Raw genomic sequence first — 19,889 nt, forward strand, 5'->3', positions numbered from 1 at the left:
GAATCGACATGAAGAAAGTCAGCGTTGAATGCCGCAACATCCGGCTGTCGTATGGCAAGACGGAAGTGCTCAAGGACGTCAACATCCACATCGAACCGGGCGAGTTCTTCGCCCTGCTGGGGCCGTCGGGCTCGGGCAAGTCCACCCTGCTGCGCCTGATCGCGGGCTTCAACCGGCAGGACGCCGGCCAGTTGCTGGTGGATGGCAAGGACATCAGCGCCATCCCGCCATGGGACCGCAATATCGGCATGGTGTTCCAGAACTACGCGCTGTGGCCGCACATGACGGTGTGGGACAACGTGGCGTTCGGGCTGGTCGAGCGCAAGCTGCCGCGCGAGCAGATCCGCGCCAAGGTCGAGGCCGCGCTGGAGCTGGTGGGGCTGTCGCAGTACGCACGCCGGCGCCCCAACCAGTTGTCCGGCGGCCAGCAGCAGCGCGTGGCGCTGGCGCGCACCATCGTGATCGAGCCGCAGGTGCTGCTACTGGACGAACCGCTGTCCAACCTGGACAAGAAGCTGCGGGTGCAGATGCGCCAGGACCTGCTGAGCCTGCAGCGGCGGCTGGGCATCACCACCATCTTCGTCACCCATGACCAGGAAGAAGCCATGACCACCGCCGACCGCATGGCGGTGCTCGACCACGGCGTGGTGCAGCAGATCGGCGCGCCCAGCACGCTGTTCGACTATCCGGTGAACCGCTTCGTGGCCAACTTCGTCGGCACCATGAACGTGCTGGAGGGCGAGGTGCGCGAGCGCACCAGCGGCAGCGTGGTGCTGGCGGTGGAAGGCGTGGGCGACCTGCACCTGCCACTGGCGGCCGAAGCGCCGGCGGCGCAGCGGCTGGCGGCGAGCTTCCGGCCGCACACGGTGCAGATCGAGATGGCCGACGGACTGGGCGACGCGCGCTACGTGTGGCTGCCGGGCGTGGTGGAAAGCAGCGAGTTCCTGGGCGAATTCACCCGCTACCAGGTGCAGATCGGCGAACAGCGCCTGACGGCCGACCAGTCGCACCTGGCGGGACTGTCGCCGTTCCCGGTGGGCGCGCCGGTGTCGATCGGGTTGGAGCCGACGCAAGTACGGCTGCTTGCCGCCTGAGCCCGCTTCCCCTACAAAGGCGGCATGGAAATCTATCAGATCCGCGCCTTCGTCACGGTTGCCCGCCTGGGCAACCTGACGCGGGCCGCCGAAGCGCTGTCGCTGACCCAGCCTGCCGTCACCGCGCAGATCAAGGCGCTGGAACAGAGCCTGGGCGTGGCGCTGTTCGACCGCAGCGGCGGACGCCTGGCGCTGGCCAAGGCCGGCGAGATGCTGCTGCCCACCGCCGAATCGCTGCTGGTGCTGGGCGCGCAATTCAAATCGGAGGCCCAACAGCTGCAGGGCAGCCTGCAAGGCGTGGTGGAACTGGGCCTGCCCAGCGAAAAGCCCGACTTCCTGCGGCTGGGCGAGCTGGCGGCGGCCATCACGCAACGGCTGCCCCTGATCGAGTTGAAGACGCAGATCCAGCCCACCGCCGTGCTGGCCGAGCAGGTCAGCACCGGCCGGCTGCCGGCGGCGCTGACCATTGCCGCGCACCCGCCGCGCGGCGTGCTGTGGCTGCCGCTGCGCAGCGTGCGCTACCGCATCGCGCTGCCGACCGAACACGCCGCCGTGCTCAAGCGCGGCGGCTGGCGCGAGGTGGCACAATTGCCGTGGCTGGACGGCCCCGCCGGCAGCCACACCCACCTGCTGTTGCGCGACATGTTCGAGCGCCACGGCCTGTCGCCACGCATCGCCATGCAGAACGACGACCAGGCCAACCTGGAGGCGCTGGTGCGGGCCGGCGCCGGTTGCGCGCTGCTGCGCGAGGAGACCGCGCTGGCCGGCGCGGCCTCGGGCGATTTCATGGTGTGGGGCCAGGCGCGCGCCGACGCCACGCTCGGCTTCATCCTGCCCTACGAACGCGCTAGCGAGCCCGCGCTGGTCGCGTTAAGCTCGGTGATTCAAGCCATCTGGAAGCCGCGCGCGCCCGTCGCGCCCGAGCCGCTCTGAGCCGGGTCGGTCCGCCACCCGCGCCCTTCCCCACCCTATCGACACCGCAATGACTGAAATCTGGTTCATCCGCCACGGCGAAACCGACTGGAACCGCCAGCGCCGCCTGCAGGGCTGGCAAGACATCCCCTTGAACGAATTCGGCCGCAACCAGGCCGGCCTGCTGGCCTCGCGCCTGCGCGAAGACGCGCGCAACACGCCGATCGACGCCATCTACAGCAGCGACCTGCAGCGCGCCCACGCCACCGCCACGCCGGTATCGGAACAACTGGACCTGCGCGTGCGGATCGAGCCCGGCATCCGCGAGCGCGGCTTCGGCGTGCTCGAAGGGCTGGACCTGGACCGCATCGATGTGCTGGCGCCGGAAGCGGCGGCCGCCTGGCGCAGCCGCGATCCGCTGCGCCCGCTGGACGGCGGCGAGACGCTGGGCCAGTTCCAGTCGCGCGTCATTGCGACGGTCGACGACGTGGCCAGCCGCCACATCGGCGAGCGCATCCTGATGTTCACCCACGGCGGCGTGCTGGACATCATCTGGCGCCATGCCAGCGGCGTGCCGCTGAACGCGCCGCGCGACGCGGCGCTGCTGAACGTCAGCATCAACCGCGTCGGCGTGCGCGGCCGGCAGTGGGAAGTGCTGGATTGGGGCGACGTGGGCCACGTGGACACTGAAGTCGGCAACGACGTCGTGCCGTGATGACCGGCGTCCGGCGCAAGCCGGACGCCCGAGCTGCTGCCGCCCGGCCTGCGCCCGCCGGCGTTCGCTCTCTACACCGCCGGCGGCCCCCCCCCGGCACGCGGGCTCAGCCCGCCGTATCCGCCTTGCGCGGCTTGCGCGGCGCGTTGCGCGCCAGCCGGTCGTAGAGCGCGTTGGGCAGCAGGCGCATCAGTTTCGCCACCACGCCCATCTGCCACGGGATCACCGTGTACGACGTGCCGCGCCCGATGGCCGCATGGGCGCGCTGCGCGAACGTGTCGGCCTCCATCAGGAACGGCATCTTGTACGGATTGTGGGCCGTCATCGCGGTCTTGATGTAGCCCGGCGCGATGGTGACGACGCGGATGCCGTCGCCCCATAGCTCCAACCGCAGGCTCTCGCAGTAGGTCACCACCGCCGACTTGGAGGCGCTGTAGGCGCCCGCCCCGGGCAAGCCGCGCACGCCGGCGACACTGGCGATGCCGACCAGCCGGCCGCCACCGGCGGCGCGCATCGGCTCGACGAACGGCTCGAAGGTCGCCACGGTCGCCAGCAGGTTGGTGTCGACGATGGCCTTGAAGACCTCGTAGTCCTCGTGCTGCCCGGTCAGCGTGCCGGCGCTGATGCCGGCGCTGGCGATGACCACATCCACCCGCCCCTGGCAGAACGCAATGAAATCCTGCGCCGCCGCGTGCAGCGCCTGGCGGTCGCGCACGTCCACCGCGTAGCAGCGGTGCTGGCCGGGCAGGCTGGCGGCCAGTTCCCGCAGCGCGTCCTCGCGCCGGCCCAGCAGGCCGAGCGTGGCGCCGGCGGCGGCATAGCGCCGCGCCAGGGCGCGGCCCAGTCCGCTGCTGGCGCCGGTAATGAATACTCTGTCCATGGAGGCTCGCCCCGGGTCGGATGAAAAAAGGCGGAGCCTCTCGCAAGAGAGGCTCCGCCCGCTATGCTACAGGAAGGTCGGCGCGAGTCTTACAGGAAGATCAGCGCGAAAATCGCCGCCACCAGCGCCCACTTGGACAGGTAGTACAGCGGCTTGCTCTTTTTCTTGAGCGCCTTGCCGAAGCGGCGCACGGCATACACCGCGCCGAAGATGCGGTTGATGCCGCCAGTGGCGTCGCCTTCCTGGTTGGGCGCGGCGGCCGCGCGCAACAGGAAGCCCCCGACCACGCGGTTGAACGCCTGGGCCCAGCGGTAACGCATGGGGCGCTCGACGTCGGCGAACAGGATGATCCGGTTCTGGTCGGTCTTGTTTTCGGCGTAATGGATGAAGGTCTCGTCGAACACGACCGCCTCGCCGTCGCGCCAGTAGTATTCCTGGCCGTCGACGTTGATGTAGCAGTCGGGGCTGTTCGGCGTGATCAGGCCCATGTGGAAACGCAGCGAACCGGCGTACGGATCACGATGGCGCGGCAGGCGGCTGCCCGGGGGCAGCGAGGCGAACATCGCGGCCTTGATGGTCGGGATGCCCGCCAGCAGCTTGGTCGTGACCGGACAGAGGGCCTCGGCCGACGGATGGTCGGCGTCGTACCACTTCAGGTAGAAGCGCTTCCAGCCCGTCTTGAAGAACGAGTTGAAGCCTGCATCGTTGTACTTGTCCGACGCCTTGATGTGACCGTCCCCGTACAGATTGACAGCCTCGGCGCGGATTTCCTCGCAGCGGTCCAGCAAGACCTTCAGTTCCGGGAACTGGTCCAGGTCGAGATAGGGCTTGTTGGGCACGCTGGAGAACGCGTACATGAAACAGTTCAGCGGGGCGGTGAACGTGGAATGATCCAACGCCTGCCGCGAGAACTTGTGTCGGACGCGGCCACGGTAGTGAACTACCGTGGCGCATACGATGAATAACGCCAGAATGAACCACTTCATTCTTTTGTCCTCAATTCACTTGCGACGCGCCCTCCGCGCGTCCAAGCGCTATTTGTCCAACAACGACGCGTGGAGTTCCTGCAGCGGATACACCTGCAGGCCGAGGCCTTGACGCAGGTACTGCATGCCCTCGACCGCGGCACGCGCACCGGCGATGGTGGTGAAGAAGGTCACGCGCGCGGCCAGCGCCTGCGTACGGATGGTACGCGAGTCGGCGATGGCGTTGCGGCGCTCTTCGACGGTGTTGATGACCAGCGCGATCTCGCCGTTCTTGACCATGTCGACGATGTGCGGACGGCCTTCCGTGACCTTGTTGACCAGTTGCACGGGAATGCCCGCCGCTTCGATCTCGGCCGCGGTGCCGCGCGTGGCCACCAGCTTGAAGCCCAGGGCGTGCAGGCCGCGCGCCACTTCCACGGCGCGGGGCTTGTCCTGGTTCTTGACGCTGATGAAGGCCGTGCCGGATTCCGGCAGGCGCACACCGGCGGCCAGCTGCGACTTGACGAAGGCTTCGCCGAAGCTGGTGCCCACGCCCATGACTTCGCCGGTCGACTTCATTTCCGGGCCGAGGATGGTGTCCACGCCCGGGAACTTCACGAACGGGAACACGGCTTCCTTGACCGAGAAGTAAGGCGGCACGACTTCGCGCGTGATGCCCTGGGCCGCCAGCGTCTGGCCGGCCATGGCGCGCGCGGCGATCTTGGCCAGTTGCAGGCCGGTGGCCTTGGACACGTAGGGCACCGTGCGCGAAGCGCGCGGGTTCACTTCCAGCACGTAGACGTCGCCGCCCTGGATGGCGAACTGCACGTTCATCAGGCCGCTGACGTTCAGGGCCTTGGCCATCATGCCGGTCTGGCGCTTGATCTCGGCGATGACGTCGGCCGACAGCGAGTACGGCGGCAGGCTGCAGGCGGAGTCGCCCGAGTGCACGCCGGCCTGCTCGATGTGTTCCATGACGCCGCCGATGAAGACGGTTTCGCCGTCGGCCAGGCAGTCCACGTCGACTTCGGTGGCGTTGTTCAGGAAGCGGTCCAGCAGCACGGGCGAGTCATTGCTGACCTTCACGGCCTCGCGCATGTAGCGTTCGAGGTCCTGCTGCTCGTGCACGATTTCCATGGCGCGGCCGCCCAGCACGTAGCTGGGACGCACCACCAGGGGGTAGCCGATCTCGGCGGCGTGGGCCAGGGCCTCGCCTTCGGTGCGGGCCGTGCGGTTGGGCGGCTGGCGCAGGCCGAGCTTGTTCAGCAGCTTCTGGAAACGCTCGCGGTCTTCGGCGATGTCGATGGATTCCGGGCTGGTGCCGATGATCGGCACGCCGTTGGCTTCCAGCGCGCGCGCCAGCTTCAGCGGGGTCTGGCCGCCGTACTGGACGATCATGCCGACCGGGTTTTCCTTGTGGACGATTTCCAGCACGTCTTCCAGCGTCAACGGCTCGAAGTACAGGCGATCGGACGTGTCGTAGTCGGTGGAGACGGTTTCCGGGTTGCAGTTGACCATGATGGTCTCGTACCCGTCGTCACGCAGCGCCAGCGCGGCGTGCACGCAGCAGTAGTCGAACTCGATGCCCTGGCCGATGCGGTTCGGGCCACCGCCCAGCACCACGATCTTCTTGCGGTCGGTGGGCGCGGCTTCGCACTCTTCCTCGTAGGTCGAGTACATGTAGGCCGTGCGGGTGGCGAACTCGGCGGCGCAGGTGTCCACGCGCTTGTAGACCGGGCGCACGTTCAGCTGGTGACGCAGCTTGCGCACTTCGGATTCGACCGTGTCCAGCAGGAACGCCAGGCGGCGGTCGGAGAAACCGCGGCGCTTCAGTTCCCACAGGGTGGCGTGGTCCAGGTCGGACAGCGTCTTCTGTTCGAGCGCCAGCTCGATGTCGACGATTTCCTTGATCTGCGACAGGAACCAGGGGTCGATGTGCGTGATGTTGTGCACTTCGTCCAGCGTGAAGCCCTGCGCGAAGGCGTCGCCCACGTACCAGATGCGTTCCGGACCGGGTTCGCCCAGCTCGACCTGCAGCTTCTCGCGGTCGGTGGTCTTCTGGTTCAGGCCGTCGACGCCGACTTCCAGGCCGCGCAGCGCCTTCTGGAACGATTCCTGGAAGGTGCGGCCGATGGCCATGACTTCACCCACGGACTTCATCTGGGTGGTCAGGCGCGCGTCGGCGGTGGGGAATTTCTCGAAGGCGAAACGCGGCACCTTGGTGACCACGTAGTCGATCGACGGCTCGAACGAGGCGGGCGTGGCGCCGCCGGTGATTTCGTTCTTGAGCTCGTCCAGCGTGTAGCCCACGGCCAGGCGCGCGGCGACCTTGGCGATGGGGAAACCGGTGGCCTTGGACGCCAGCGCCGACGAACGCGACACGCGCGGGTTCATCTCGATGACGATCATGCGGCCGTTCTTGGGGTTGACCGCGAACTGCACGTTCGAGCCGCCCGTGTCCACGCCGATCTCGCGCAACACCGCGATCGATGCATTACGCATGATCTGGTATTCCTTGTCGGTCAGCGTCTGGGCCGGCGCCACGGTGATGGAGTCACCGGTGTGCACGCCCATGGGGTCCAGGTTCTCGATGGAGCAGACGATGATGCAGTTGTCCGCCTTGTCGCGGACCACTTCCATCTCGAATTCCTTCCAGCCCAGCAGCGACTCTTCGATCAGCAGCTCGCTGGTGGGCGAGGCTTCCAGGCCGCGGCGGCAGATGGTTTCGAATTCTTCGGCGTTGTAGGCGATGCCGCCGCCCGAGCCGCCCATGGTGAAGCTGGGGCGGATCACGGCGGGGAAGCCGGAGGTGCCGACTTCGGCGGCGATGCGGCGCTGCACTTCCCAGGCTTCGTCCATGCTGTGGGCGACGCCCGACTTGGCCGATTCCAGGCCGATGTCGGTCATGGCCTGCTTGAACTTCTGGCGGTCCTCGGCCTTTTCGATGGCGTGCTCGTTGGCGCCGATCAGTTCGACGTTGTGCTTTTTCAGCACGCCGTGGTGGGCCAGGTCGAGCGCGCAGTTCAGCGCGGTCTGGCCGCCCATGGTGGGCAGCAGCGCATCGGGCTTTTCACGCTCGATGATCTTTTCGACGGCCTGCCAGGTGATGGGCTCGATGTAGGTGACGTCGGCCGTTTCCGGGTCCGTCATGATCGTGGCGGGGTTGCTGTTCACCAGGATGGTGCGGTAACCCTCGGCCTTGAGCGCCTTGCACGCTTGCGCGCCGGAATAGTCGAATTCGCAGGCCTGCCCGATGATGATGGGGCCGGCGCCGATGATGAGAATGCTTTTTAGGTCTGTACGCTTGGGCATGATGCAATCTTTACTTTTGGCCGGACATCAGGCTGATGAACTTGTCGAACAGCTCCAGGATGTCGTGCGGACCGGGGCTGGCTTCGGGATGGCCCTGGAAGCAGAAGGCCGGACGGTCGGTGAGCTCGAAGCCCTGCAGCGTGCCGTCGAACAGCGAGACGTGCGTGACGCGCGCATTGGCCGGCAGGCTGGCCGCATCGACCGCGAAACCGTGGTTCTGGCTGGTGATGAAGACGCGCTTGGAGGCCAGGTCCTGCACCGGGTGGTTGGCGCCGTGGTGGCCGGTCTTCATCTTGAGCGTCTTGCCGCCGACGGCCAGGCCCATGATCTGGTGGCCCAGGCAGATGCCGAACACCGGCAGCTTCTTGTCCAGGAACACGCGGGTGGCGTCGATGGCGTAGTCGCAGGGCTCGGGGTCGCCGGGGCCGTTGGACAGGAACACGCCGTCGGGGTTGAGCTTGAGGACGTCCTCGGCGCTGGTCTGGGCCGGCACCAGCGTCAGGCGGCAGCCACGGTCGGCCAGCAGGCGCAGGATGTTGGACTTGATGCCGAAGTCGTAGGCGACGACATGGAATTTGGACTGGTCGGGCTGGGTGTAGCCTTCGCCCAGTTGCCAGGTGCCCTGGGTCCAGGTGGTGCTGTCCTTGATGGACACGACCTTGGCCAGGTCCTGGCCGGCCATGCCGGCAAAGCCACGGGCCAGTTCGACGGCGCGGTCGGCGTCCGAACCAACGAAGATGCAGGCGCCCTGGGCGCCCTTTTCACGCAGGATGCGGGTCAGCTTGCGGGTGTCGATGCCGGAAATGGCGACGATGCCCTGCTCGGACAGGTACTCGGGCAGCGATTGCGTGGAACGGAAGTTCGACACGCGGGCGGGACAGTCGCGCACCACCAGGCCGGCGGCGTAGACGCGATTGGCTTCGACGTCCTCGGCGTTGACGCCGGTGTTGCCGATATGCGGATAGGTCAGCGTGACGATCTGGCCGCTATAGCTGGGATCGGTGAGAATTTCCTGGTACCCGGTCATCGCGGTGTTGAACACCACTTCGGCAACGGTATGCCCAGGCGCACCGATCGACACGCCTCGAAAAATGGTACCGTCCGCCAGAGCCAGAATTGCAGGAGGGAAGCGGTTGATCCCCTCGGGAAAGAGTTGCGGCAGCACAGTAAACCCCGGTTTTAGAATCGATAATCAAACCTTGGAATTATACCTTGAGCGGGCGTTTTTCCCGGGGAACCGCGCCAAATAAGGCTGAGATCGGAGATTTCGGCCGCCGCGCCAGGCCGATCACGGCCCGCCGCCGGCCTACCAACGGTGACAGCGCCGTCGGCGGCTCGGTGATACGCTAAAGCACCTTCAACCCTGATGCTGCGAGCCGTATTGTCCATGTCCAGCCAACTTGACGCCCTGCGCAATCACACCACCGTCGTCGCCGACACCGGCGATTTCGAAGCGATGAAGGCGCTGCGTCCCACCGACGCCACCACAAATCCGTCCCTTATTTTGAAGGCCGTGCAGCAGGACGCCTACCGCCCGCTGCTGGAAAAGACCGCGCGCGACCACTGCGGCGCCCCCACGCCCGAATTGATGGATCGCCTGCTGGTCGCCTTTGGCCGCGCCATCCTGGACATCGTGCCCGGCCGCGTCTCGACCGAAGTGGACGCGCGCCTGTCGTTCGACACCCGCGCCACCATCGAGCGCGCCCGCGCCCTGATCGCCCTGTACGAAGCCGCCGGCGTGCCGCGCGAACGGGTGCTGATCAAGATCGCATCCACCTGGGAAGGCATCCAGGCGGCCCGCGCGCTGCAGGCCGAGGGCGTGCGCTGCAACCTGACGCTGCTGTTCTCGCTGCCGCAGGCGGTGGCCTGCGCCGATGCCCAGGTGCAGTTGATCTCGCCGTTCGTCGGCCGCATCTACGACTGGCACAAGAAGGCCGCGGGCGCCAATTGGGTCGAAGCCGACCACGCCGGCGCGCGCGACCCCGGCGTGCAGTCGGTGACCCGCATCTACCAGTACTACAAGCGTTTCGGCATCGCCACCGAGATCATGGGCGCCAGCTTCCGCAACGTCGGCCAGATCCTGGCCCTGTCGGGCTGCGACCTGCTGACCATCAGCCCCGAGCTGCTGACCCAGCTGTCGCAGACCGAGGGCGACGCGCCGGCGCAACTGCGCGCCGACGCGGTAACCGGCGATATCGCCCGCATCGCCTCGGATGAAGTGGCGTTCCGCACCCAGCTCAATGACGACGCCATGGCCAGCGACAAACTGGCAGAAGGCATCCGCGCCTTCGTGGCCGACGCCATCAAGCTGGACGCGCTGATCGAGGCGCAGCGCGCCTGACGTTTCCGCCCGGCCGCGCGGCCGTCAACGGTGATCGTGCGAATGCACCTGCAGCGCTTCCAGGAAGCGCGACACCATGTTGTAGGCGGCCACGGTGGCGGTGAGTTCGACGATCAGCTTTTCGGACCCCATGGCGGCGCGCGCCGCCTGGAACACCGGCTCGGGCACCTGCACCTGGCGCGTCATGGCGTCGGTGTAGGCCAGCACGGCACGTTCGCGCTCACTGAAGAGGGACGAGGTCTCCCAATCGGACAAGGCGTCCAGCTGGGCTTGCGACACGCCCTCTTTCAGCGCGATCGGCGCATGCTGGTCGGCCTCGTAGGGCGCGCCGTTGATCGCCGCCACTCGCATGATCACCAATTCGCGGAGGTCGCCCGGCAGGGTCGACAACTGCCGGATCGAGGTCAGGTAGTTGAGCCAGCCGCCGGCCACGGCCGGGCTGTGCAGCAACATCTGGTACAAGTGCAGCACGCTGCCGCGTTCGGCGACGATGCGCTCGACCAGGGGTCGCGCTTCGGGATGGGACAGATCGGCGTAGGGAAGACGCGCCATGAAAACTCCGGAATAATCCGGCCGCTTGCGCCAAACGGCCAGGGGGATGGTGGACGCCCAAAAGACGAGGCGGCGCGCGCCAAAATCCCCGACGCTGCATATGCACACATTCGCAAGAACTTTGACATAATGACAACACATTGCGCACCTCCAGGACAAGCCTAGAATGAATGCGCCCACCCAGTCGCACCCGCCTGTCACGCTCGCGAACTGCGACAGCGAACCGATTCACGTCCCGGGCGCGATCCAGCCCCTGGGCGCGTTGCTCGCCTTCGATGCCGCGGGCGTGTTGCGCTACGCCAGCGAAAACGCGCCGCAGGTGCTCGGGATGCCGGTCGCATTGGGCTATCGCTGCGATCCGGCTTCGCTGCCGCCGGGCCTGGCGCGGAACCTGCCGGGCTGGCTGTCCCAGGACGATCCTGTCTTCGATCCGCTCAGCATCTCGCTGGACGGGCACGCCTACGACGTCATCGCCCACCGCAACACCGACGACCTGACGCTGATCGAACTCGAACGCCGCGGCAACGACGCCGGCATCGCCGATCCGGCGCTGATCTACCGCAGCATCGAGCGCGTGCGGGCGCAGCGCGACATCGCCGGCCTGCTGGAGCGCGCCGTGCAGGAGGTGCAACGCGCCACCGGCTTCGACCGCGTCATGGCCTATCGCTTCCATCCCGACGACAGCGGCGAGATCGTGGCCGAGCGGCGCGGCGATCCCGCGCTCGAAGACTGGGTCGGGCGCCGCTATCCCGCCGGCGACATTCCGGCCCAGGCGCGCCGCCTGTACACCGTGAATACCTTGCGCCAGATCGCCGACGGCCAGTACCAGCCGGTGCGGGTGCTGGCGCAGGACGGCATCGAGGCGCCGCTCGACATGAGCTTCTCGGTGCTGCGCAGCGTATCGCCGGTCCATCTGGAATACATGGCCAACATGGGCGTGCGCGCCACTATGAGCCTGTCGCTGGTGATCGGCGGCAGGCTCTGGGGCATGATCGCCTGCCACCACCATTCGCCGCGCCTCGTACCCTACCCGGCCCGGCTGGCCTGCGAGGCCCTGGCGCAGGTGCTGTCCGCGGCGCTGGCGACCATCGAGGGCAACGACCGCGCCGCGCAGACACGGCGCAATGCCGCGCTGGTCAGCCGGCTGACCGAGCGTGCGTCGGATTCCGAAAACATCCACCAGGCCCTTTCCGGCGGCCCGGAAACGCCCGCCTCGCTGATCGCCAACGACGCCGCGCTGTGCCTGTGGGGCAACAGCGTCACGGTGTTCGGAGGCATCGCGCCGCGCGGCGAACTTGCCGGCATCCTGTGCGCGCTGGACCAGAGCGGGCAACGTGTGGTCCACACCAACCACATCGCGCGCGACTATCCCGAGCTGCAGACCGACCTGGTGCCCTACGCGGGCCTGCTGGCGTGCAAGTTCGACCCGATGAACAACGGCTGGCTGATCTGGTTGCGGCGCGAACAGATCGAGACCGTGGTGTGGGGCGGCAAACCCGAAAAGCAATACGCGGTGGGCAACCTGGGGCCGCGCCTGACCCCGCGCGGCTCGTTCGACGCCTGGCGCGAGGTCATGCGCGACACCAGCCCGCCCTGGCTGCCGGCCGAACTCGAGGCGGCCGACAACCTGCGCGACGAGCTGTCGCACATCGCCACCAGCCGCGCCGCCGACGTCGACCGCGCCCGCACCGCGCTGCTGGCGATGCTGGGCCATGACCTGCGCGATCCGCTGCAATCGATTTCCATGGCGGCCACGCTGCTTTCGCGGACCGACGCCGGCGCCCGCATGGGCGAGCGCATCCGCTATTCCAGCGGACGCATGCAGCGCCTGATCTCGCAGGTGCTGGATCTTTCGCGGCTGCAGGGTGGCATGGGGCTCGGCATCGAAAAGCGCGAATGCCGCCTGTCCGACCTTTTGAACGGCCTGATCGAGGAAAAGCGCCAAGCCTATCCCGGCCTGCTCATCGAGCCGGACGTGCACCCCGACCTGGTGCTGACGGCCGACACCGACCGCATCGCCCAGGTGGTCACCAACCTGATGAGCAACGCCCGCCAGCATGGCGCGCCGCGCATGCCGATCCACGTCAGCGCGATGCCGCGTGGCGACGCCATCGAACTCACCGTGGCCAACCATGGCGCGCCAATCCCCGACGAGGTCATGGCGCACCTGTTCTCGCCCTTCAAGCCCGAATCCCTGGGCCAATCGCGCAACCGCAACGGCCTCGGGCTCGGCCTGTACATCGCCGAGCAGGTGGTGCGCGACCACCAGGGCGAGATCGCCGTCGACTGCCGCGACGGTCTGGTCATTTTCACCGTTACCCTGCCGCGCGACCAGGATGCGCCGCAGGTCCCCGAATCTGGAGACACCCCTTGAACGACGAGCGTGCCCTACGCGTCCTGCTGGTTGACGACAATGAAATGGGCTCGGAACTGCTGGCCGAATTCCTGGCGCTGTCCGGCCTGGAGGCGCGCTGCGCGGGTACCGGCGAAGACGCGCTGCGGCAGGCCGCCACGTTCGCCCCCGAAGCAGTGCTGGTTGACATCCTGCTTCCCGACATGGACGGCTACGAGCTGGCCCGCCGGCTGCGCGAACGCAATGTGTCATCGCGCATTTACGCCCTGAGCGGCCTGGCGCGGCATGAACGGCACGAAGACGCCTCCGCCCTGTTCGATGGCTGGATCGAAAAGCCCGCCGACCCCGATGCGCTGCTGACCGTGCTGCGCCAGGCGGGCTGACACCGCCATGCAAGTCGATATTTCCGCCCAGGCGCTGGCCGCGCAAGGCGTAAGGCTGAAGGTGCTGGCGCAGATATTCCCGGTGCTGCGCCACGAGGCCATCGCGCCGCTATCGAATGCCACCTTGGCGGCGGCCATGCTGAGTCACGCGCCGGAAGGCGCGGATGCCGAGGCCCGGCAGCAGCGCTGCGAACGGCTGGCCGGAGACCTCAACGACATGCTGGAAGACAGCGTCAGCGTGATCCGCGACCTGGACCAGTGGTTCAGCGACAACGGCGCGACGCTGCCGCTGGCGACGCTGCTCAAGGAATGCCGCAAGCTGCTGTTCTCGCAATTGATGTGGTCCAAGCGCCGGGTCCGCTGGCCCGAGGACCCGGGCGCGCTCGAACTGCCCGCTTTCAGCAGTCGTTATCTGCTCATGGCCTGGCTGCTGTGCCTGGTGGCCTGGCTGCCCGAAGGCGCCGAAGTGGAGCTCGACACGGCCGACCCATCGGCATGGCATGCCCGCTTCAACATGCCCGCGCAGGCGCCGGACGGACCCGCGCTGTTCGACACGCGCGACATCGAATGGCTGGCCGCCGATTCAGGCTGGCGCTTCGAGCGGCAGCCACAGAGCTGGTCGTTGCACCGCGCCGCCTCCGGCAAGGAACCCGCATGATCTCCCCGGTGCACCAATTCCTGCGTGATGGCACCCGCGACCGCCACGAGGCCCTGGATCAGGGGCTGGCGCTGGCCGATGGCAACGTCAGTCCGGCCCGCTATGTGGCGTATCTTCGCGCCATGCTGGGCTGGCTTGAACCGGTGGAAAACCGGCTGTGGCAACTGGACTGGCCCGCCGCGCTGCGGGCCGAAGAGCGGGACGGCAAGAGCGCGCTGATCCGCGCCGACCTGCGCGCGGCGGGCGACAGCGCGCCGGTTCCGCAATGCCCCGATGCGCCGCGCCCGCGGGCGGCCGACGCCTACGCACTGGGCGTGGCCTACGTGGTCGAGGGTTCGCAACTGGGCGGACGCTTCCTGGCCAAGCGGCTCGAAGCCGCCGATCCGCCGTTGCCGCTGCGCTACCTGCGCGGCTATGGCGATGAGGTCGGGCCACTGTGGAAGGGTTTCCTGCAACACCTGGACGTGGCGGCGCAAGGACAGGAAGCGCAGGCGCTGAAAGGCGCGCGCGACGCGTTCGACAGCCTCGCCGCCTGGCTGCGGGACCAGGGCGCCCTGCAGAGCCCGGGCCAGCGATAGCCGCCGGGCCGCGCCACCGCGCGGCTCCAGGACGGCCAGCGGGTCAGATCTTCTCGGTCTCGCCCGACTTCGGCTGCCACTTCATCAAACGTTTTTCACCGATCCCGACGATGTAATCCAGCACCAGCGCGAACGCGGTCAGCACCACGATGCCGGCAAACACCGTGTTGACGTCGAAGGTGCCCTCGGCCTGCAGGATCAGGTAGCCGACGCCGCTGGCCGAGCCCAGGTATTCGCCCACGACCGCGCCGACGAAGGCCAGGCCCACCGAGGTGTGCAGACTGGAGAACACCCAGCTGGTGGCCGACGGCAGGTAGACGTGGCGCAGTAGCTGGCGGCGGCGCGCGCCCAGCATGCGGGCGTTGTCCAGCAGCGTCGGGCTGACTTCGCGCACGCCCTGGTAGACGTTGAAGAAGACGATGAAGAACACCAGCGTCACCGCCAGCGCCACCTTGGACCAGATGCCGAGCCCGAACCACATGCCGAAGATCGGCGCCAGGATCACGCGCGGCATCGAGTTGGCCGCCTTGATGTAGGGATCGAGGATCGCGCTGGCGCGCGGCGACAGGCCCAGCCACAGGCCGAAGGCCAGGCCGGCGATGGTGCCGATGAAAAAGGCCAGCACGGTTTCGGTCAGCGTGACCCACAGGTGGGTGTAGATGTCGGCATTGGTGACGAACCAGGCCCAGATGCGGCCCCACACCTTGAGGGGCTCGCCGAAGAAGAACGCCACCTTGGAATCGCGCGAGGCGAAATGCCACACGCCCAGGATGACGACGAGCAGCAGCAACTGCCAGAAGCGCAGGCTGGCGGAACCCGGTTTGAACGACTTGGACATGGTCAGGGCCTGTTCGATGGGAAGCGGGCGCGGCCTGGATCAGGCAGGGGCCTCAGGCCCGCTTCTGTTGTTGGGCATAGCCCTTGAGCACTTCCTCGCGCAGCACGGCCCAGATGGCCGCGTGCAATTCGACGAAGCGCAGGTTGTTGCGCACTTCGGCCACGTCGCGCGGACGCGGCAGGTCGATGGCGAACTCGCCGATGGGATGCGTGCCCGGCCCGGCCGACAGCACCACCACGCGGTCGCTCATGGCGATGGCTTCGTCCAGGTCATGGGTGATGAACAGCACCGCCTTGCGCTTGGCCATCCACAGGTCCAGCACCTCGTTTTCCATCAGCTGGCGCGTCTGGATGTCGAGCGCCGAGAACGGCTCGTCCATGAGGATGATGTCAGGGTCACGGATCAGCGTCTGCGCCAGCATGGCGCGCTTGCGCATGCCGCCCGACATCTGGTGCGGATAGCGGCTCTCGAAGCCGCCCAGGCCGACGCGGCGCATCCAGTCGCGGCCGCGCTCGAGCGCCTCGTCGCGCGGCACGCCGGCGAAATCCAGCCCGGCCACTACGTTGTCGAGCGCGCTGCGCCAGGGCAGCAGCGCCTCGCCCTGGAACATGTAGCCGGCGCGCGAATTGATGCCCGACAGCGGCTGGCCGAAGACCTTTACCTGGCCCGACGACGGCGCCAGCAGGCCGGCGCTGACGTTGAGCAGGGTGGACTTGCCGCAGCCCGTGGGGCCCACCACCGACACGAACTCGCCCGGCGCGATGGCCAGGCTCGTGTCGCTGACGGCGGTGTAGCGCTGCGAGCGGTCGTCGCGGGAGACGAAGGTGCAGCTGATGTTTTCCAGCGATAGCGCGGCGTCAGCCATTGGGGTACTTCTCGTTGGCGCGGCGGGCGAAATCGTTGGTCCAGACCTTGGACGGATCGATCTTGGCGCCGTCGAAATCCGCCTGGTACGCGGCCAGGGCCTTGAGCGCGGTGGCGGCGCCGTCCTCGGGGATCATGCCGTCGGGCGACAGGCCCTCGAGGCTCTTGCCGATGGCGGCCTTGTACACCGCCGGGTCACCCAGCAGGTAGGTTTCCGGCACGACCTTGGCGATCTCGTCGGGGCCGGCCTTCTGGATCCACTTGTCGGCGCGCACCATGGCGTTGGTGAGCGCCTGCACGGTATTGGGATTGGCGTCGATGAACGCCTGCGGCGCGTACAGGCAGCCGGCCGGCATGTTGCCGCCGAAGATGTCCTGCGTGTCCTTGAGCGTGCGGGTGTCGACGATGATCTGGATGTCGCCCGGCATTTCCAGCATCGACACCACGGGGTCGGTGTTGGAGATGGCGTCGATCTGGCCGCTGCGCAGCGCGGTCACCGCGCCGGCGCCGGCGCCCACGCCGATGATGGAAACGTCGGAAGCCTTCAGGCCGTGCTTGGCCAGGAAGAAGCTGACCACCATGTTGGTGGACGAGCCCGGCGCCGTCACGCCGATCTTCTTGCCCTTGAGGTCGGCCGGGCCCTTGTAGTTGGGCAGGTTCTTCTTGGAGACGCCCACGCCGATCATCGGCGCGCGGCCCTGCAGCACGAAGGCGCGGTAGGCCTGGCCCTTCGATTGCATGGCAAGGGTGTGCTCGAACGCGCCCGAGACCACGTCGGCGCTGCCGCCCACCACGGCCTGCAGCGCCTTGGAGCCGCCGGCAAAGTCGGCGATGGAGACGTCCAGACCCTCGTCCTTGAAGTAACCGCGCGCCTCGGCGATGGACAGCGGCAGGTAGTAGATCAGGGGCTTGCCGCCCACGGCGATCTGGACCTTGGTCTTCTCCAGCTTCTGGGCGCGCACGATGGCGGGGGCCATGCCCATGACGCCGGCGGCGCCGGCCATCTTGAGCAGATCACGGCGTGTGACTGACATGTGTTGTCTCCTTGGGTGCGGGGATACCGATAGCGCCGGTCTGCGCCAGCTTGTCGATAGCCGCTGAATCATACCCCAGCGATTTCAGGACTTCCTCGGTATGTTCCCCTAATGACGGACCGATCCAGCGGGTCCCGCCCGGGGTTTCCGAGAGCTTGGGCACCACCGCCGGCAGCTTGACCGGACTGCCGTCGGCGAAGTGGTGCTGTTCGATCATGCGGCGCGCCAGGAACTGCGGATCGCTGAACATGTCGGCCACGCTGTAGATCTTGCCGACCGGCACGTCGGCCGCCTTCAGGGTGTTGAGCGCTTCCTCGATGCCGCGGCCGTCGCACCATTGCTGGATGGCGCCATCGATCTCGGCGACCCGGCGGGCGCGGCCATCGTTGCGCACCAGGTCCGGGTCCGAGGCCAGGTCGTCGCGGCCGATGGCCAGCATCAGGCGGTGGAAGATCGCGTCGCCATTGCCGGCGATGACGATGTTCTGGCCGTCGCGCGTGGTGTAGGTGTTGGACGGCACGATGCCGGGCAGCGCGCCGCCGGTGCGTTCGCGCACCACCCCGGCCACGTCGTACTCGGGCACCAGGCTTTCCATCATGTTGAACACGGCCTCGTACAAGGCCACGTCGACCATCTGGCCCTGCCCCGCCTGGCACCCTTCGCCCTGCACGCCGTTCCAGCGCCCGCCGGTGGCGTCGCGGTGGCGCAGCGCCATCATGGCGCCGATCACGCCATGCAGCGCGGCGATTGAATCGCCGATCGAGATGCCGACCCGCAGCGGCGGCCGGTCGGGATGCCCGGACACGTAGCGCAGGCCGCCCATGGATTCGCCGATGGCGCCGAAGCCCGGCTGATCCTTCATCGGGCCGGTCTGGCCGTAGCCGGACAGGCGCACCATGATGAGGGCGGGGTTGATGGCGCGCAGCTGCTCGAAGCCCAGGCCCCACTTCTCCAGCACGCCGGGGCGATAGTTCTCGACCACCACGTCGGCGTCCAGCGCCAGTTTGCGGGCGATTTCGCGGGCCTCGGGATGCTTGAGATTGAGGGCAATGGATTGCTTGTTGCGGGCCTGCACGGTCCACCACAGCGAATTGCCTTCATGCAGGTGGCGCCAGCTGCGGATGGGGTCGCCCCCGCCCGTGCCGTCGGGGCCGTGCGGCGTTTCCACCTTGATGACGTCGGCGCCGAATTCGCCGAAGATGCGCGCGGCGAACGGGCCGGCGATGAGCGTGCCGAGTTCCAGGACCTTCAGGCCGGTCAGGGCTGACATGTTGGTTGTCTTCCTCTCGTGGAGGCCGCGCCGCGCGGGCGGGCCGTTTTTCCAATGCCCGCCGGTACATTGCCGGCGCGCTATTGTGGGGGCGTGTCAGGTGGTCTTGCGCTCCATCAGCGCCCAGGCGATGGTGCCGGCGTCCACGTATTCCAGCTCGCTGCCGGCCGGCACGCCGCGCGCCAGGCGCGTGACGCGCAGGCCGCGTTCACCCAGGGCCTCGCCCAGAAAATGCGCGGTGGTCTCGCCTTCGGCGGTGAAGTTGGTGGCCAGGATCACCTCCTGCACCACGCCGTCGGTGGCGCGGCGGATGACGCGGTCGAAATCCAGCTCGCGCGGGCCGATGCCCTCGAGCGGCGCCACCCGCCCCATCAACACGTAGTACAGGCCGCGGTAGCCGTGGCTGGACTCGATCATGTTCTGGTCGGCCGGCGTCTCGACGATGCACAGCAGGGAAGGATCACGCTTGGGATTGGCGCAGGTGGCGCACACATCCTCTTCGGCGAAGCTGTTGCAACGCGAGCAGTGGCGCAGGTCGCGCACCGCCCCCGCCAACGCGCGTCCGAGCATGTCGGCGCCCTGGGGGTCGTGCTGCAGCAGGTGATAGGCCATGCGTCGCGCGGAACGCACACCCACGCCGGGCAGGCGCCGCAGCGCCTCGATCAGCGAGACCAGCGGTTCGGGTTCGGGCAGTAGAGGGTCCATGACACGACGGCAACTTGCGGACGGCAAAGGCCGCGCCGCCCGGGGCGGCGGCGGCCGGAACGTTCGATCAGAACGGCAGCTTCATGCCCGGGGGCAGCGGCATGCCGGCGGTGACGGACGCCATCTTTTCCTGCGAGGTGGCTTCGGCCTTGCGCAGCGCGTCGTTGAAGGCGGCGGCGACCAGGTCTTCCAGCATGTCCTTGTCGTCGGCCAGCAGCGACGGATCGATTTCGACGCGCTTGACGTCGTGGCGGCAGGTCATGGTGACCTTGACCAGGCCGCCGCCGGAGGCGCCTTCGACCTGGATCTCGGCCAGCGCGTCCTGCGCCTTCTTCATGTTTTCCTGCATCTGCTGCGCCTGGCGCATCAGGCCGGCCAGTTGTCCTTTCATCATGATGGAGCTTCCTTGAACGAGGGAATGTAGGGATTGGCCGG

The 19,889-nt window shown here is 67.6% G+C and carries 19 protein-coding genes; 8 read left to right on the top strand and 11 right to left on the bottom strand.

Going from position 1 to position 19,889, the window contains the following annotated elements; all coding sequences use genetic code 11:
* Positions 1-8 precede the first annotated feature (8 nt).
* The 3 genes from ABFG95_RS08385 to ABFG95_RS08395 are packed head-to-tail and all read left to right on the top strand — an operon-like array spanning position 9 to position 2,721.
* The gene (locus tag ABFG95_RS08385; RefSeq protein ID WP_006385482.1) at positions 9-1,094 is read left to right on the top strand and encodes an ABC transporter ATP-binding protein; all 1,086 of its coding nucleotides are present in this window, start codon (positions 9-11) and stop codon (positions 1,092-1,094) included.
* 24 nt (positions 1,095-1,118) lie between these two features.
* Positions 1,119-2,027: a LysR family transcriptional regulator gene (locus ABFG95_RS08390; protein WP_006385483.1), complete on the top strand. Its 909-nt coding sequence runs from the start codon at positions 1,119-1,121 to the stop codon at positions 2,025-2,027.
* A gap of 49 nt (positions 2,028-2,076) precedes the next feature.
* Positions 2,077-2,721, top strand: coding sequence for a histidine phosphatase family protein (locus tag ABFG95_RS08395; protein ID WP_054418700.1), 645 nt, complete (start codon positions 2,077-2,079; stop codon positions 2,719-2,721).
* 106 nt (positions 2,722-2,827) lie between these two features.
* On the opposite strand, the gene ABFG95_RS08400 is transcribed toward ABFG95_RS08395, so the two are convergent.
* The 4 genes from ABFG95_RS08400 to carA all read right to left on the bottom strand — a co-directional run bounded on the left by ABFG95_RS08400 (position 2,828) and on the right by carA (position 9,043).
* Entirely contained in the window at positions 2,828-3,601 is a 774-nt protein-coding gene (locus tag ABFG95_RS08400; RefSeq protein WP_278992640.1) for an SDR family oxidoreductase, read from the bottom strand.
* Between the two features lie 89 nt (positions 3,602-3,690).
* Positions 3,691-4,587 carry a lipid A hydroxylase LpxO gene (gene lpxO / locus ABFG95_RS08405; protein ID WP_059272267.1) on the bottom strand — a complete coding sequence of 299 codons (897 nt, stop codon included), beginning with the start codon at positions 4,585-4,587 and terminating at the stop codon, positions 3,691-3,693.
* Between the two features lie 48 nt (positions 4,588-4,635).
* Entirely contained in the window at positions 4,636-7,878 is a 3,243-nt protein-coding gene (carB, locus tag ABFG95_RS08410) for a carbamoyl-phosphate synthase large subunit (protein ID WP_049075393.1), read from the bottom strand.
* 10 nt (positions 7,879-7,888) lie between these two features.
* The gene (carA, locus tag ABFG95_RS08415; RefSeq protein WP_049075395.1) at positions 7,889-9,043 is read right to left on the bottom strand and encodes a glutamine-hydrolyzing carbamoyl-phosphate synthase small subunit; all 1,155 of its coding nucleotides are present in this window, start codon (positions 9,041-9,043) and stop codon (positions 7,889-7,891) included.
* 222 nt (positions 9,044-9,265) lie between these two features.
* On the opposite strand from carA, the gene tal reads away from it, so the two are divergent.
* Positions 9,266-10,219, top strand: a complete 954-nt coding sequence (gene tal, locus ABFG95_RS08420) for a transaldolase (protein ID WP_278992641.1) — start codon at positions 9,266-9,268, stop codon at positions 10,217-10,219.
* A 24-nt stretch (positions 10,220-10,243) separates the two neighbouring features.
* Here tal and ABFG95_RS08425 read toward each other — a convergent pair whose 3' ends face one another.
* Complete coding sequence (locus ABFG95_RS08425) at positions 10,244-10,771, bottom strand: carboxymuconolactone decarboxylase family protein (protein ID WP_059272269.1); 528 nt, start codon at positions 10,769-10,771, stop codon at positions 10,244-10,246.
* Positions 10,772-10,937: 166 nt separating this feature from the next.
* On the opposite strand from ABFG95_RS08425, the gene ABFG95_RS08430 reads away from it, so the two are divergent.
* Genes ABFG95_RS08430 through ABFG95_RS08445 form a run of 4 tightly spaced genes read left to right on the top strand, consistent with a single transcriptional unit; the run spans position 10,938 to position 14,743 of the window.
* Positions 10,938-13,145, top strand: a complete 2,208-nt coding sequence (locus tag ABFG95_RS08430) for an ATP-binding protein (protein WP_059272271.1) — start codon at positions 10,938-10,940, stop codon at positions 13,143-13,145.
* Positions 13,142-13,507, top strand: coding sequence for a response regulator (locus ABFG95_RS08435; protein ID WP_020926775.1), 366 nt, complete (start codon positions 13,142-13,144; stop codon positions 13,505-13,507). The genes ABFG95_RS08430 and ABFG95_RS08435 overlap by 4 nt, the downstream gene beginning before the upstream one ends.
* A gap of 7 nt (positions 13,508-13,514) precedes the next feature.
* Positions 13,515-14,165, top strand: a complete 651-nt coding sequence (locus tag ABFG95_RS08440; RefSeq protein WP_278992642.1) for a hypothetical protein — start codon at positions 13,515-13,517, stop codon at positions 14,163-14,165.
* A complete protein-coding gene (locus tag ABFG95_RS08445; RefSeq protein WP_278992643.1) occupies positions 14,162-14,743 on the top strand; it encodes a biliverdin-producing heme oxygenase in 582 nt (193 codons plus the stop codon). Before ABFG95_RS08440 ends, ABFG95_RS08445 begins: the two co-directional genes overlap by 4 nt.
* Before the next feature lie 43 nt (positions 14,744-14,786).
* On the opposite strand, the gene ABFG95_RS08450 is transcribed toward ABFG95_RS08445, so the two are convergent.
* The 6 genes from ABFG95_RS08450 to ABFG95_RS08475 all read right to left on the bottom strand — a co-directional run bounded on the left by ABFG95_RS08450 (position 14,787) and on the right by ABFG95_RS08475 (position 19,848).
* Complete coding sequence (locus ABFG95_RS08450) at positions 14,787-15,581, bottom strand: ABC transporter permease (protein ID WP_049075402.1); 795 nt, start codon at positions 15,579-15,581, stop codon at positions 14,787-14,789.
* A 52-nt stretch (positions 15,582-15,633) separates the two neighbouring features.
* Complete coding sequence (locus tag ABFG95_RS08455) at positions 15,634-16,446, bottom strand: ABC transporter ATP-binding protein (RefSeq protein ID WP_049075403.1); 813 nt, start codon at positions 16,444-16,446, stop codon at positions 15,634-15,636.
* Entirely contained in the window at positions 16,439-17,479 is a 1,041-nt protein-coding gene (locus ABFG95_RS08460) for an ABC transporter substrate-binding protein (protein ID WP_049075404.1), read from the bottom strand. The genes ABFG95_RS08455 and ABFG95_RS08460 overlap by 8 nt, the downstream gene beginning before the upstream one ends.
* Positions 17,460-18,749: a CoA transferase gene (locus tag ABFG95_RS08465; RefSeq protein WP_049075405.1), complete on the bottom strand. Its 1,290-nt coding sequence runs from the start codon at positions 18,747-18,749 to the stop codon at positions 17,460-17,462. Before ABFG95_RS08465 ends, ABFG95_RS08460 begins: the two co-directional genes overlap by 20 nt.
* Positions 18,750-18,845: 96 nt before the next feature.
* Positions 18,846-19,454 carry a recombination mediator RecR gene (gene recR, locus ABFG95_RS08470; RefSeq protein WP_006385499.1) on the bottom strand — a complete coding sequence of 203 codons (609 nt, stop codon included), beginning with the start codon at positions 19,452-19,454 and terminating at the stop codon, positions 18,846-18,848.
* Between the two features lie 67 nt (positions 19,455-19,521).
* Positions 19,522-19,848, bottom strand: a complete 327-nt coding sequence (locus tag ABFG95_RS08475) for a YbaB/EbfC family nucleoid-associated protein (RefSeq protein WP_006385500.1) — start codon at positions 19,846-19,848, stop codon at positions 19,522-19,524.
* Between the last annotated feature and the right edge of the window lie 41 nt (positions 19,849-19,889).

The sequence above is a fragment of the Achromobacter sp. HNDS-1 genome (assembly GCF_040084795.1).
GTDB classification, from domain to species: Bacteria; Pseudomonadota; Gammaproteobacteria; order Burkholderiales; family Burkholderiaceae_B; genus Achromobacter; species Achromobacter ruhlandii.